Source organism: Bacteroidia bacterium (assembly GCA_016218155.1).
Classification (GTDB): Bacteria; Bacteroidota; Bacteroidia; order Bacteroidales; family GWA2-32-17; genus GWA2-32-17.
Map to the genome: position 1 here is coordinate 44,302 of JACREQ010000045.1, position 15,057 is coordinate 59,358.

The 15,057-nt window shown below is 31.9% G+C and carries 14 protein-coding genes; 2 read left to right on the top strand and 12 right to left on the bottom strand.

All coding sequences use genetic code 11. The features are described from left to right. Window positions 1-177: 177 nt before the first annotated feature. From HY951_08065 to HY951_08080, 4 genes are read right to left on the bottom strand one after another with little or no spacing between them, the layout of a single operon-like run. Entirely contained in the window at window positions 178-672 is a 495-nt protein-coding gene (locus HY951_08065) for a cupin fold metalloprotein, WbuC family (GenBank protein MBI5539998.1), read from the bottom strand. 12 nt (window positions 673-684) lie between these two features. Then, window positions 685-2,688 carry an acetyl-CoA carboxylase biotin carboxylase subunit gene (locus HY951_08070; GenBank protein ID MBI5539999.1) on the bottom strand — a complete coding sequence of 668 codons (2,004 nt, stop codon included), beginning with the start codon at window positions 2,686-2,688 and terminating at the stop codon, window positions 685-687. A 39-nt stretch (window positions 2,689-2,727) separates the two neighbouring features. Further along, window positions 2,728-3,519 (bottom strand): enoyl-CoA hydratase/isomerase family protein, encoded by a 792-nt coding sequence (locus tag HY951_08075; GenBank protein MBI5540000.1) that lies wholly within the window; start codon window positions 3,517-3,519, stop codon window positions 2,728-2,730. A gap of 11 nt (window positions 3,520-3,530) precedes the next feature. Continuing rightward, window positions 3,531-5,138 carry a methylcrotonoyl-CoA carboxylase gene (locus tag HY951_08080; GenBank protein ID MBI5540001.1) on the bottom strand — a complete coding sequence of 536 codons (1,608 nt, stop codon included), beginning with the start codon at window positions 5,136-5,138 and terminating at the stop codon, window positions 3,531-3,533. Window positions 5,139-5,358: 220 nt separating this feature from the next. On the opposite strand from HY951_08080, the gene HY951_08085 reads away from it, so the two are divergent. Next, window positions 5,359-6,354 (top strand): prohibitin family protein, encoded by a 996-nt coding sequence (locus tag HY951_08085; protein ID MBI5540002.1) that lies wholly within the window; start codon window positions 5,359-5,361, stop codon window positions 6,352-6,354. A gap of 57 nt (window positions 6,355-6,411) precedes the next feature. On the opposite strand, the gene HY951_08090 is transcribed toward HY951_08085, so the two are convergent. The 6 genes from HY951_08090 to HY951_08115 all read right to left on the bottom strand — a co-directional run bounded on the left by HY951_08090 (window position 6,412) and on the right by HY951_08115 (window position 13,012). Further along, the gene (locus HY951_08090) at window positions 6,412-7,074 is read right to left on the bottom strand and encodes a hypothetical protein (protein ID MBI5540003.1); all 663 of its coding nucleotides are present in this window, start codon (window positions 7,072-7,074) and stop codon (window positions 6,412-6,414) included. After that, window positions 7,071-7,655 (bottom strand): DUF502 domain-containing protein, encoded by a 585-nt coding sequence (locus tag HY951_08095; GenBank protein ID MBI5540004.1) that lies wholly within the window; start codon window positions 7,653-7,655, stop codon window positions 7,071-7,073. Before HY951_08095 ends, HY951_08090 begins: the two co-directional genes overlap by 4 nt. A 1-nt stretch (window position 7,656) precedes the next feature. Next, window positions 7,657-8,010, bottom strand: a complete 354-nt coding sequence (locus HY951_08100; GenBank protein ID MBI5540005.1) for an MmcQ/YjbR family DNA-binding protein — start codon at window positions 8,008-8,010, stop codon at window positions 7,657-7,659. Window positions 8,011-8,076: 66 nt separating this feature from the next. Then, on the bottom strand, window positions 8,077-10,905 hold the full coding sequence (locus HY951_08105; GenBank protein ID MBI5540006.1) for a S9 family peptidase: 2,829 nt from the start codon (window positions 10,903-10,905) through the stop codon (window positions 8,077-8,079). 11 nt (window positions 10,906-10,916) lie between these two features. After that, window positions 10,917-11,993 (bottom strand): GNAT family N-acetyltransferase, encoded by a 1,077-nt coding sequence (locus HY951_08110; protein ID MBI5540007.1) that lies wholly within the window; start codon window positions 11,991-11,993, stop codon window positions 10,917-10,919. Then, a complete protein-coding gene (locus HY951_08115) occupies window positions 11,993-13,012 on the bottom strand; it encodes a polysaccharide deacetylase family protein (protein ID MBI5540008.1) in 1,020 nt (339 codons plus the stop codon). Before HY951_08115 ends, HY951_08110 begins: the two co-directional genes overlap by 1 nt. Before the next feature lie 136 nt (window positions 13,013-13,148). Between HY951_08115 and HY951_08120 the strand changes: the two genes are divergently transcribed. Beyond that, entirely contained in the window at window positions 13,149-13,658 is a 510-nt protein-coding gene (locus HY951_08120) for a hypothetical protein (protein MBI5540009.1), read from the top strand. Here the strand turns inward: HY951_08120 and HY951_08125 are convergent, their stop codons facing one another. Continuing rightward, window positions 13,659-14,117: an NUDIX hydrolase gene (locus tag HY951_08125; protein MBI5540010.1), complete on the bottom strand. Its 459-nt coding sequence runs from the start codon at window positions 14,115-14,117 to the stop codon at window positions 13,659-13,661. It abuts the gene before it with no gap. Beyond that, window positions 14,110-15,033 (bottom strand): tRNA (adenosine(37)-N6)-dimethylallyltransferase MiaA, encoded by a 924-nt coding sequence (gene miaA, locus HY951_08130; GenBank protein MBI5540011.1) that lies wholly within the window; start codon window positions 15,031-15,033, stop codon window positions 14,110-14,112. Before miaA ends, HY951_08125 begins: the two co-directional genes overlap by 8 nt. Between the last annotated feature and the right edge of the window lie 24 nt (window positions 15,034-15,057).

The following is a 15,057-nucleotide window of genomic DNA, read 5'->3' on the forward strand; positions in this document are numbered from 1 at the left end:
CCTTACCCGCCAAAATGCATTTTAAGTAAAAATTTTTCTGTTTTTAAAAGCGTTATAAATTAAAGCCACTATTTTAAATAGTTTACAATTTGTAATTATTTTAATATTCTTAAGTCATGAAGCAAGTAATATACCTATGTCTTTTTCTTGTTTCAAGGATTTATACAGCAAAAAAGCTCAAAGCTCTTCCCAATGCTTAATAAGTTCTTCATGACTTTCATTTTCATCAGGGAATTTGGCATGGAAAAACTTATCCTCGTTTTCTTTCCAGGGACCTGTTTTGTTTTCAAATATTATAAAATATTCAGAAAGTGCTACAATAGTATGAAATTGTTCTGCTGAAACCCAGACCATCGTTTTTTCCTCAGCATTCATTAAAATTACTTTTAATATTTCACCATTGTTATCAAATAAAATAATTTTCCCTTTGCCCTCAATAGCAAGGAAAGACTCACCTTTTCTGATAGTTTTTCCAACATTTGTTTTAATAAAATGATTGTGAGGTTGTATGTATGTTCCCTTTTTTAGAACATTAATCATTGTATGCAACTCCTCATCATGAGAAGAATGCATTTTTTTTAAAGCACGTTTTCTTGGACTTTTATCAGCTTCCTTTTTCAACAATAACAACGTGTCATTATCTTCTATTGAAAAAGAATAATTCGTTTCCATTTAAAAACATTTCTAGTCCAAAGTTATCAATCCAGTAGATGATTCTACCATATCGCCTACTTTAACATTCACTTTTTGAATTTTACAGTCTTTTGTTGCAAATATTCTATTCTCCATTTTCATTGCTTCAATAATTATAAGCACTTCACCCTTCTTTAATTCATCGCCCTCTTTTACACTTATTTTTATAACCTTTCCTGGCATTGGTGAAGTAATGGTATTGGTATCCTCAACAAAATCTTCTAACCTGAAAACAGAATAATCTTTACTTAATATATCTTTTCGTAACAAATTAAATATATGACTGTGACAACTTAAAAAAGCATTCCCTTTAGTATCTTCAGAAATATATGTGGTGTAAAAGAAATCATCCATATAAAAGGCTAATTTGCCTTCTGCGTTTTCTTTTAAAGTAGCATGATATGTTTTTCCTTCAATATCAAATGTATATTCATCCTTTTTAGGACATTCTATGCCAATATAATATTCCTTCTCAGCAAATAAAATTTTAATCTGCATTACCTCACGCCAATATCCAATAATGTTCCATATATTATGTTCATCTGAATAATGTTTGCGTTCCTGAATATCTTTATTGTTAAGTGTAAATAAACTATATGCAATAAGTGGCACATGAGCAGGAATGTCATTTTTCTCTTTGTTAATCCCTTCTATTATCTGTGGTGTAAAATGATCACAGAACTTAGTAGAAATAGTATTTTGAATAAATGTTTCATTCTGAAGCAAGGCTATCAAATAAGTAATATTGGTTTTTATTCCATGTATTACAAACTCGTGTAAAGCATTTACCATTTTCTTTGATGCAAGATCACGATTGCTTTCCCATACTATCAACTTGCAAATCATCGGATCGAAAAAACTCTTTATTTCTGTACCTTTTGCAATACCTGTTTCTATTCTTATATCAGGAATAGTTGGGGTTTTATAAAGAAACATTTTACCGGGTGAGGGCAAGAAATTATTCGATGGATCTTCTGCATAAATTCTGCATTCTATTGAATGACCGTTTTGTTTTACATCTTCTTGTTTTAATCGAAGTGGATTCCCTGCTGCAATGTGCAATTGTTCTTCAACTATATCAATTCCTGTAACCATTTCCGTAACAGGGTGCTCAACCTGAATACGGGTATTCATTTCAAGGAAATAAAAATTCAAATCTTTATCTACCAAAAATTCAATTGTTCCTGCGTTGTTATAACCAATTGCCTTGCCAATAGTAACAGCAGCTTCTCCCATCTTCTGACGAACCTCTGGTGTTAATGTTGGCGATGGAGATTCTTCAATAATCTTCTGGTAACGACGCTGAATTGAACATTCTCTTTCAAACAGATGAATTACATTACCAAAATTATCTCCTAATACCTGAATTTCTATATGTCTTGGTTCTTCAATAAATTTCTCAATATAAACTGTCTCGTCACCAAAATAAGATTTAGCTTCGCGACTTGTTGATTCAATGGCTTCAGCAAGTTCAGATTCATTGTAAACTATCCTCATTCCTTTTCCACCTCCACCTGCAGCAGCTTTAACCAATAACGGAAAAGCAATTGTTTTTGCAGCAGTAATAAGAGTTTCAACAGTACCGGTAATACCTTCGGTAAGCGGAACATTTAAAGTTTTTACAAAATTACGGGCTTCTATTTTATTGCCCATTATCCGCATCGACTCTGTGTTGGGTCCAATAAAAACTATTCCGGCTTTATTACATTCGTTTACAAACTGAGAATTTTCAGCCATAAATCCATAACCTGGATGAACAGCATCGCAGCCATAACGTTTCGCAACATCAATGATTTTACCAATATTAAGGTAAGTGTCACTTAGTTCAACTTCGCCTATGCAATATGACTCATCAGCAAAACTAACATGCAATGACTCTTTATCAACTTCTGAGTAAATAGCAACAGTTGCAATTCCTAATTTTTTTGCAGTCTTCATTACTCTTACTGCGATTTCACCTCTGTTTGCTACTAATATTTTTTTAAATAATTTCATTTTAAACAAATTTATTTTCTATTCTATATATTGTTACAACTAACTAACCCAGTTAGGTTTTCTTTTTTCTAGGAATGCCGCCATTCCTTCTTGTCCTTCTTCTGATGCACGAATATCTGCAATAACTTTTGCTGTATAATCATGCGACTCATCAAATGACAACACATTACACACATCATAAATTAATTTCTTACAATGTGCAATGGCTTTTGGACCGCTGGTTCTTAACAATTCTATAACTGAGTTAACTTCAGCTTCCATTTTTTCAGTAGTCTCGAATGATTTATTTACAAGTTTGTATTGTTCAGCTTCTTTTCCTTTTATTCTTTTACCTGTAAGCATCAAATCCTTTGCACCATATTCACCAACTCTTTTAATAACATAAGGTGAAATACAAGCTGGCACAATACCTATTTTTACTTCACTTAATGAAAATGTAGCATTATCTTCACAATATGCCATATCGCAAGCAGATAAAAGTCCGTTTGCACCGCCTAAAGCAACGCCGTGAACCATTGCAATTGTTGGCTTTTTGCAGGTATAAATTGCATAAAAGCATTTTGAAAGTTTTTTGCTTTCGCAAAAATTTTCTTCATAACTTTGCTTTGCTACATCACGCATCCAGTTAAGGTCTACACCGGCACAAAAAGATTTTTCGCGACCACGAAGAACAACAGCTGAAATCTCTGACTTATTACTAACAGATTCAAAAAACTCAGTAATCTCAGCAATCATTACATCATTAAAAGCATTGTGCACATTTGGACGATTCATCCAAACAGTTGCAACATTTCTCTCTAATGTTATTTCAAGACTATTGTATGTTTTCATATTATTAAATTTTACATTCTGAAAACACCAAACTGTTGTTCAGGAAATTTTTGATTTAACGACATTGCAATACCCATCGCTAAAACTTTACGTGTATCCACCGGGTCAATAATACCATCGTCCCATAAACGTGAAGTACTATAATATGCCGAGCCCTCATGCTCATATTTTTCTAAAATACTTTGCCTTAATTTTTCTACTTCTTCTTCGGGCATTGTTTGTCCTCTTTCAGCCAGCTGATCTTGCTTTACCTGAATAAGTACACCAGCAGCCTGCTCACCTCCCATTACTGAAATTTTTGAATTTGGCCACATATTTAAAAGTCGAGGTTCATAACCCCTGCCAGCCATAGCATAGTTTCCAGCTCCATTTGAGCTACCAAAGACTAATGTAAATTTAGGAACATTGGCATTCGCAACAGCGTGCACCATTTTTGCACCATTACGTGCAATACCACCTCTTTCATATTCTTTTCCAACAATAAATCCTGTAATATTCTGCAAAAATAAAATCGGAGTTTTTCTTGCACAACAAAGTTCAATAAAATGAGCTGCTTTTAATGAAGATTCAGAAAACAGAACTCCATTATTGGCAACTATCCCTATTGGATACCCCATTATTCTTGCAAAACCGGTAACTATAGTTGGCGCATAACGAGCTTTAAATTCGTGAAATTTACTACCGTCAACAATACGCATAATAATTTCTTTCGAATCAACAGGTTTTTTCAAATCAATTGGCGCAATGCCATAAAGTTCTTCCGGATCATAGAATGGTTCTTCAATCGGAGCTATATCTAAAATCTGTTTATCTGATGCTTTAAGTGTTTCAAAAATATTTCTGCAAATCTGAATTGCATGAACATCATTTTCTGCAAAATGATCGGAAACGCCTGATATTGCAGTATGAACATCTGCTCCTCCAAGTTCTTCGGCTGTAACAACCATTCCGGTTGCAGCTTTCACAAGAGGAGGACCACCAATAAAAATTGTTCCCTGTTTTTTTACAATTATTGTTTCATCACTCATAGCAGGCATATATGCTCCACCAGCTGTACAAGAACCCATTACAATTGACAACTGAGGAATTCCCAGAGCAGATAGACGTGCCTGATTAAAGAAAAATCTGCCAAAATGATATTTATCTGGAAAAACGTTAGCCTGATCGGGTAAGAAAACTCCACCAGAATCAACCATATAAACACATGGCAAATGATTTTCCAATGCAATTTCCTGAGCGCGGACATGCTTTTTTATTGTTTCCTTCATGTATGTACCGCCTTTTACTGTTGCATCATTTGCCACAATAACGGCTTCCTTGCCATGAATTATTCCTATACCGGTTACAATTCCAGCGCTAGGAAACTCATTATCATACATACCATATGCAGCAAGAGGAGATAATTCCAAAAAAGGTGTATTTGGATCTATTAATAAATCAATGCGCTCACGAGCCAGCAATTTTCCACGCTCTTTGTGCTTTTTAACAGCCTTTTCGGAACCTCCGTTTTTAACGGTTTTTAAAACTCCTTTATATTCGTTTAATAATTTAAGATATGCCTCTTTATTAGCCTTAAATTCATCAGAGTTTACATTAATTTTTGTTTCTAATCGGTACAAGGTAATTTATATTTTATGGTTAAAAAATAATGGTTAGCAAACCTACCTAAATTTTCTAAAAAACACAAATTACCAACTCAAATGAATATGTTCTTTAACAGAATTATTCCAATATAAATCGATTTTCTTTAACAAAAACATATTTACAGCTCATTTTGAATTTCTTAATAAAATTATCTTTAATTTTAATGCATTATTAAAACCTTAAAAAACTATCAATATGGCATTCATTAAAATTCTATCATTCTTGATTTTAATTTATGGAATCGTTGGTTTGATTCTTTCGTTTGCTTTAATTAACGGTAAAGACAAATACGGAAACGCTACCGGAGAAAAAAAGAAAATCGTTTTTCCTTTTCATAAAATAGCCATCGGAGTTGGAGCAGTAATATTCTTTATTGCGATGGTAATTGTCAGAATCGGAGCTCAGGATGCAGGAGTTCTTGTTACACCAAGAGGAGTTCAGGATGAAGAATTACATACTGGCTGGCACATTATTATGCCTTGGAATGACATCTATATTATGGATAAAACTCTTTGGGTTTACACCTGTGCTCACAATGCAAAAGAAGGGCAAAAAAGAGATGCAGATGCTATATGGGCACCAACTAAAGATGGAATAAAAATGGGTTTTGATGTTTCTGTTTCGTGGAGAATTATTCCTGATGAAGCAAGTTGGATATATGCTAACGTTTCTGAAAATGACGGTGGATCATCAGGCAGATATTATTGGTTAGAAGAAAATGTTATCCGTCCTAAATTAAAATCTGCGTTAGCATTAACGGTTAGTCACTTTACTCCGATTGAAGTTTATTCAACAAAACGACAGGAAATTCAAGATAATATTATTAGCCGAATGAGAGCAGAAGTTAAACAATTTAAGCTTACAATTGAGCAGGTTGACTTAAGGGAAGTATTTTATAACGAAGAATATGAAAAATCTATTAACTCAAAAAAACTTGCAGAACAGGAAGCCTTACGTTTAATTGAAGTAACAAAGCAAAAAGAAGAACAATTAAAACAAGCTGAAATTGAAAAAAACATCGCAATACAGCAGGCAGAAGGTGAAGCAAAAGCACTTCAGATAAAAGGAACTTCAATAGCTCAAAACCCGAAGATTATTGACCTTGAATGGATAAATAAATGGAATGGACAATTACCTGTATATATGATGGGAAGTGGACAAGGTGTAATGTTAAATTTACCGAATAAATAATTTAAATCTTTCCGAAAGTTTGTACTACAAAGCTTTCGGAAAGATCACTTTCTTTTCTTAATCTACGGTCTTCTCTCTGGCTGCAATTTCTTCTACAATCTTTTTCTGACCTTCAATTTCTTTTTCTTTATTGACTTGATCAGATTTATTCTTCTCAATTTCCTTTTCTGCATCAGAAATTTTTGACTTATATTCTTCTATTTGTTTTTCAAGACGTTCCTTACTTCTAACAAGATCCTCTTTCTCTTTTGTAAATCCATCTAATACTTTCTGAGCATCTTTTTGTTTATCTTTTATGGCATCAATAGTAGTTTGAACAGCAAACTCTTTCACTATTTTCTCCATAACTTTATATTTTGAAGAATGTTCTGAAGAAGATAAATAAGCTCCTCCCAAATCAACCGCTACAACAATTTCGAATTCATCGTCACCTGTTTTACGAACAAATGAGTATACATCGCATGTATTTGGTGATAAGTCCTTAATTGTTGCATCATCTGCAAAAATTTCTTTTTTCATTGCAACTTTTGCATTATAATCTTTCATTAATTTTTTCCACGACTTCTCAATATCATCTATTGTTGACTCATAAATTGTAGCAACTAATGCATTATTAGAGCCACTTCCAATACTTTCACGCTCTTCGTGAACCTTTATTTTTCTTTGTCCAAATGCTACTGATGTAACAAATAACAATAATACTAATGCTGTAGTTCTCATATTTCTTTTTTTGTTTCGTTTGTAAAATTTTTAACTGCCCCACCTGTTAAAATAAACTTCATTGCTTCAGAAGGCTGTATATCTAAAGGAGTTACAAATTCTGAAGGAACTATGTACATTTCACCGGAAAAAGCATATGAATGTGGAAAATAAACTGCAACTTTTGTGCCTTCAACTTTAAGTTCAGATAAATCTTTTTGAGTTAAAAAACCCAGCTTCTCTAAATTGCTAATATTATTAATCTTAACAAGAACAGGAGCTGTAAATTTTTTTTCTTTCCCAACAAATGCTGCAAAAAAATCTTTTAAAGGCACATATATCTCTTTAATAATCGGAAGTCGTGTTATAAAACGGTTAAGCATTTCCATCATTGGTCTTGCAATTACAGTTCCTCCAATAAATCCCAAAACAGTAACAGCTGTAATTGTTAACACTATTCCCAATCCGGGGATTGCAGGTTTAAACAATCCGGCAAACCAGCTGTCAACAAAAACAAATAAACGGTATAAAACATAAAGCGTAACACCTATTGGTGCAGTATAAAATAATCCCTGAATAAAATAATAAAGCAGCTTTTTCATTTTATGCAAGTTTTTGTTCTTTTCTGATTTTTAATGAAAGGCCATTAACAACTATTTCATATGAATGATCTATTAGTTCGAGAATTAATTGCTCTGGCAAATTTCCCTCAAGCTGAACAGTATTCCAATGCATTTTATTCATATGATATCCGGGAATAATTTCTGAATATTGTTCTCTTAATTCTATTGCTCTTTCTGGATTGCATTTTAAGTTTAAACCAAAATTATTATCTAAACTCATAAGTGCAAATATTTTTCCTGCTACTTTAAAAACAAGTGTAGAATCGTCAAATGGCAGACTTTCAGTTACTGCTTTTTTACCTAAACAATATTCTCTGATTGATTCAATGTTAATCATAATGCTCTGTTTGGTAAAGATAAAACAAAATAATATTTATAGAGCAAATTAATATTTAAATTTTTAACGAGTTAATTTATATCCATTTTCAACTCCTTTTTTTATTGCAGGAATACCTTTCTCCATCCATTCTGGTGCTGGAGATCCCTTAAGATAATGATCGAAAAACTGTTGCATTCGTATTGTTAAATCCAACATATTTGATCGTTTACCAAGATTGTGTTCATCTCCGTTATAATTCAAGAGCCATACAGGTTTATCAAGTCTTCTAAGAGCAGAATAATACTCTATCCCCTGATACCATGGAACAGCACCATCGCCATCATTTGACATAATAAGTAATGGAGTTTTCACATTTGGAGCACCAAATAATGGTGAATTCTCAATATATAAACTTAAACTATCCCATAAAGTTGCACCAATACGACTTTGCCCTTTTTCATATTGAAACATTCTGCTTTGCCCGGATTCCCATCTTATACCACCATATGCACTAGTCATATTGCTAACAGGAGCGCCTGCCATTGCAGCAGCAAACATTGTATCAGTCATGGTCACAAGTTGTGCAATCTGATATCCTCCCCAGCTCTGACCTTGCAAAGCCAGATGTTTTGAATCTACCCATGAATTTTTACTTAATTCCTTAATACCCGAAATAATACAGTTGTAAGCATCTTTTCCGGGATGACCGATTCCATATTTAACATCAGGCACAAATATTAAGTATCCGTTACTGGTATAATAAGTAAAGTTAATTACAGAGCGGCTTGGACGTGGGCTCGAATGTTTAAATAATTCATTTGAATGGCGTTCATAGAAATATGAAATCATCGGATATTTTTTTGAGGGATCAAAATTCTCAGGTTTATATAACAATCCTTCTAATTCTTTGCCATCAAAAGATCTCCACTTCACCTGCTCTACACTTCCCCACAAATACTGACTTTGCTGAGGGTTTGCATTAGATATAACTACTGGATTATTAAATTTATCATTTGAATAATGAATATCAGGATAAATGTTAAATGTACATTCAGTCCACAAAAAAGAATTTGCACTTTTTGCTTTAGCACTAAATTCGATATTTGCAGGCTTTTTAATAAGGTCATATATTTTATTTGTTTTATAGTTATAATAACAATATCCCTCATTTTTATTTTCTTCGTTAAAAAAATGAAACAGAATATCTTCGTTCTTGTCTATAATATTTATTTCGATATTAGTTTTTTGATATTTATATCTTACTTTATTTTTCCTGCCATTTGTTATTATAACTGGCATACTCTTTCCCATAGGATCAAATCTCCAGATATCATATCGGTCATAAACAAGAAAATATTCATCATTATTTGTCCAGCCAGCGCTTCCATATGCATCAGGTGCGTTTGGGGTATCATCTATTTCATCATAAAAAGGAAGCTTGATTCCACATGTTAAACAAACAGGCTTTTCAGATCCAATTGGTTTAACATACCAGGCACTATCCTTAGAATCAAACCAAGTAAAATATTTTTCGGAAGGTGAAATTGAAATATTGTATTTTACTTTTTTTGCTAAAACAGTTTTTTTACCAGTTTCAATATCAATATATAAATAGTCACGAAATACAGGAAAATCCCACATTGATGATTTTTCATACAAAACATTGGAAGAAGCTAAAGCAAATTTGCCATTACCTTTAAAAGGGGTATTAATACTTTCAAAAAAAGTATCAGCTAATTGCACAATGTTATTTGTTTTCAAATGAAAAACAGCAGTATAAGTTTTTTTCTTCTCTTTATCCAGATCTTTGAGCTGTTGAGGCTGTATTTGTGCATCATTCCAGTTCCATAAATCAAGATTATATTTTTCCTCTTCTAGCAATGTGTCTTTAGGAAGATTTACAGGTCTTAATGCAGTTCCAAAATATAATTTTGACCCATCTGATGAAAACCAAGGAACGGTATATTCAGAAGCCGTCCAACCTTTTGGAATATTAACTGAGTTAGTGTCACAAATTACAGAACATTTTTTTGTGCTCGATGACCAAAGATTAAGTACAAATGTTTTATTTTCTGTTGTATCTTTAGAATTATGAAAAGCAATTGCATCTCCATTTTCACTACAGCTTATATTTTTAGCAATACCATAAGATTTAAAAACTGAAAGAGCCTCATTTTTTCTTGTATTAAAAACCCATACCTGTGCAGTATCTAATGTATCTTTATTTGTTTGTATAAAAGAAATAAGCTGCCCTTTCTTTGAAACAGAAAACTCAGTAATTCTGGGATAAGAAATTGTATCTAGGCTTGCAATATTTAATAAAATAAGTCTGGTGCCCGGTTCTTTTTTCTCTTTAGGTTTTTTCGTTTTACTATCAACTTTTTTAATATTTTTCTTTAATGTGTCAATTGTTAATACTGTATCTTTTTTTGCTTTTTTGAGTTCTTTTTCCAGGTGAATTGCCAGCCACAAAGGATTTTCTTTTGGTACTGCAAAAGATTTAATTCTTTCATATTTTAAAACTGTATCTTTTTGCATAAAATAAATAGCAAGAGAATCTTTGGGCATATCCTCCTTCTTTTTCTTATCCTTCTTAGCTTTTCTGGTTATTGCTTCGGGAGTTTTTATTTTAAATATAATGAAATCAGAAGATGGTGATAACACTGCCCTATAGCCACGTGAAAATGAATCCAGTTTATTAGTTGTTGCATTCCATAAGTAAAGCCATCCATCTCCTTTCTGAGGATTAATTTCATAACTTACCCATTTACCATCATCGCTTATTATTTCATTTGTTATAGATTTCCATCCATCATAAACCGAATGATCGAGTGACTTTTTATTTATTGTCTGCGAGAAACAATTCGTTGAAATAATAACAACTAAAATAACTGTAAATATTGTTTTCATAAATATGTGTTTTAAACAAACCCACAATCGCCGTCACCATCCTGCAACATAGACTCATTAACAAATAAATTAAATACTTTTGACTGAAGATATTTACGGGTAATATTTTTAGATTTAAGAAAAGAAATACTATTTCTATAATTGCTTTTTATTGAATCATTATACGTTGTTAATATGTCCGTTTTATATTCACACATTAAATTATTTAATGTTTCGCATACTATTTTCTCATGACCTGACTTAACATATAAATAAGGAGTTTTCATGTGTTTATCACGAACTGTTACAATGAAGAATGCGACAATTTCAGCATTTTGTTTTATTACAATAGAAATCGTTTGAAAAGATCTTGCTTCTGAACTGAAATGATACCTTTTACTATCTTTAGTGGGAAAAATAGTTTCCTTAATCCATGGAAAATTCAAAAACCATTTCATTTCTGTTTCTGATCTTTGCATTAACTGGTTTTGCAAGAATGTTTCACAAAATTTAAAACAAGTATTGTCAGGAAATTCAACAGTATATCCCGGTGAAAACTTATTTCTTTTATTTAAAAACAAGTCGTGAAATAAATTTATAAAAACATCATGCAGACTAAATAAAGGAAGTAAAAAAGAAGTTTTAGGAAACCGTGACGGGATTACTTTATGCACACATGAACGCCTGTAAATCCGAATACCAGATTTATTTACAAGCTTATCAAATTTACCAAGTTTATTATATAGAGCTTCAGCTTCGGGTGTAAATTCTGTCGCAAATATTTTTCCATTATACAAATCTATTGACAATTCGGTCATTTTTTTTGCAATTCCTTTTCCTCTCGCGTTTGGGTGAATCCATATACAACTCATCCATGCCATCTTTTCAGGAATGTTATTTACATAAACAAAATCAGGTATAATGCCTAAATATCCAATCAATTCCTTTTCATATACAAGAATTAACAATATGTCATCATCATTTGCTCTTGGGTTATTAATATGAGATAATGCCCGATGGTACGAGATTGGAATATAAGGCATAGACTTGTATTCATCGGAATGAATAAACTCTTTAAGTTGCTGTCTGTTTAATTTTACAATCTCCATTACCTATGAATAGTATTTTTTCCGAAAACAGATTTTATCAGATAGTAAAGATACTCAGTTTTGATTATTTTTTTACCTGAAGCTTTAATTCCTTCCATTGGGATTCTTTGAATATGTCTTTCAATCTGCTCATTTTTCAGCCCTGCTCCACCAAAAGAAAAATCTAAAATCGGGTTGTTTTCACTAAAATATTTATCAAATAAATTGGCTTTAACACCATCATCGGTAAATGGAAAAGCGAACAATGAAAGTGATTGCGAAAAATTTGTTTTTACTATTTCAACTGATACTTGAGTTTGCCTTAGCTGATCATCATAATTTATGTCAGAAAATTTAGGATGATCAATACTATGAGCACCAAAAACAAATCCTTTACCTGATAGTTCTGTAATTTGTTCTGAAGTTAAATATGGCTTTTCTTTCTCCAAATAATCAGCAAAACTATAGCAACATATTTTTGCAGCTTTATCTAACAAATCCTTGTTATTATAAGTGATTGCAAGCAAAGCTTCAAAAACATTATTTTTTTGTATTCCGTTATCTGCTAGAAAAACTGAAATTAATCGTATTGTTTCAGAATTTTCCTTTAAATGATTAATTAACAAACTTGCTTTATATCTGTAAAACAAATCTTTATTATCTATAAACGCAGTATTTAAAAAAATAACCGCTGGAATTCCTTTTTCTAAAAGCATTGGTGCTTCATGATAATAAAAACCGGCTAATCCATCATCAAAAGAAAGCAAAAATGAAGGACTTAAAGGTTGCTGCTTCTCTTTATAAAGCTGAAAAGCTTTTTGAGGTTCTATAACCTTAAAATACTTTTGAAGGTAATTTAAGTCATTAATAAATTCAGGTTGTGAGCGAGTTGTATACAACGAATCAATATGTAAAAGCGGTTTAAAAGCTACTGAATGATAAAAAGGAAATATTAGTTTTTTACCCGATAATTTCTGGTAAAATGAACTTGTAAGTCCATTAGAAAAAGGTGATAAAGTATTAAAAACAGATTTCTTCATTCAAATAAAACAGATATCAAAGATAAAATAAAAATATTGGAAGCTAAATATTATTAAATTGCATTAGTTTAAACAAATAATTAAATTTGTATATCATTTCTTTAAACAGCACCAGTTATTATCAAATTACAATAAAATGAAAAACTTCATCTTATTTTTTATAATTTTTATATCAATCCCATCAGGTTTATATTCTCAAACTTCTTTTGAGATAGAACCTGTATTGATTTCAAATGATACAACACAGCAAATCAGAGAAATTGATAAGTTTAAGAATAACATTATTTTAAATATTAACAATTTTCAGAAGATAGAAAAATATAAAGACAGTCTCAATTTCAGACATGTGTATCTAAGAGACAATGTATTGCAATTGATTAAAGTTCAACACAAAGTAGGGTCTATTATAAAAAATATTGAATGGTTTTATTTAAATAATCAGTTATTTTACACTGAAGCAAACTGGGTTGATACTTTAACAAATAAAAATATTAATCATGCAATATGTTATTTATACAATGACCATTTAATAGCCTGGATAAATAACGATAATAAGTTTGTTAATTCAAAGTCTGCAGAATTTAAAGATTATGAAATAAAAATTGTTCTTTATGGAAAAACTCTTTTTTCAGAGGCAATGAAATAATCACATTTTTGAACCTGAGATCAACCTCCATGCAACAACTTTATCTATAGGTAAAGTTATCTCCTCCAGATTTAGTTGTTTCAAATTAACCCATCTGAATGATTGTGCACCTTCAATTTCATCTTCATAATCGAAAGGTTTTGAAGAAATTTTAAATCTTGGAGCTTCTTTTAGTTTGGCAATATAATAAACCGAAACAACTTGCACATCGCTTCTGAATAATCCCTGCTGAAAAAAATCTGTAGTATAAAAGTGACTCACAATCTCAATCTCCTGACCTAATTCTTCCAAGGCTTCACGGTGAAGACAATCAATTATTCCCTCACCCAACTCAACACCACCACCAGGAAATTTTGTAACACGAATACCAAAAACAAATTCATCACTTATCAAAACCTCGTTTTTTTCGTTGGTAATAATAGCATAAGCTCTTATTGTGAATTTTGTTGGTTTATCCATTCCTGCAAACTGTTATTTGGTTTTGTATAAAACTAATTATATCAGGAATCTGTTCCGGCTCAAACCAATTGTAATCGTTGTTGCGATTAAACCATGAAATCTGTCTGCGAGCATATCGACGGGTATTTCGTTTAATCAACTCTACCGCAACCTCAAGATTATGAATTTCATCAAAGTATTCAAATAGTTCTTTATAACCAACAGTTTTTAATGCATTGCATGAACGATATTGAAACAAATCACGTGCTTCATTTTCGAGACCTTTTTCCATCATCAGGTCAACACGTAAATTTATTCTTTCGTGCAGTTTTGCTCTATCCATATTTATTGCAATGCGCACGATGTTAAAATGTCGTTCTTTTTTTGATTTCTGTAAAAACTGTGAATATGGTTTTCCCGTAAGCAGACACATTTCAAGGGCACGAAATACCCGATTAGTGTTTCTTAAGTCAACGTTGTTATATGATTGAGGGTCGAGTTTTTTTAACTCTAATCGCAAGCTTTCTATTCCCTCATTTTTCATTCTTTCTGCAAGTTGTTGTCGAAGTTCAGGATCAAAGTCTGGCATATCATCTATTCCATTACAAACTGCATCTATATACAATCCTGAACCACCAGTCATTATTGCCAAACCATTCTTTTTAAACAGTTCGGGCAGCAAATTTGTAACATCTTGCTCAAAACGACTTACATTATAATAATCGGTAACATTTTTAAATCCGACAAAGTGATGTTTTACTGCTTCAAGTTGTGCTGTATCGGGTGGAGCTGAGCCAATCTTCAATTCTTTATAAAACTGACGTGAGTCTGCTGAAATAATTTCACAATCAAAATATTGTGCTAAAGAAATAGCTGTATTAGTTTTTCCAACTGCAGTAGGTCCGGCAATAACAACTAATAAAGGGGCTTTTATAATCACTAAAAAAGTTTTTCTAAATCA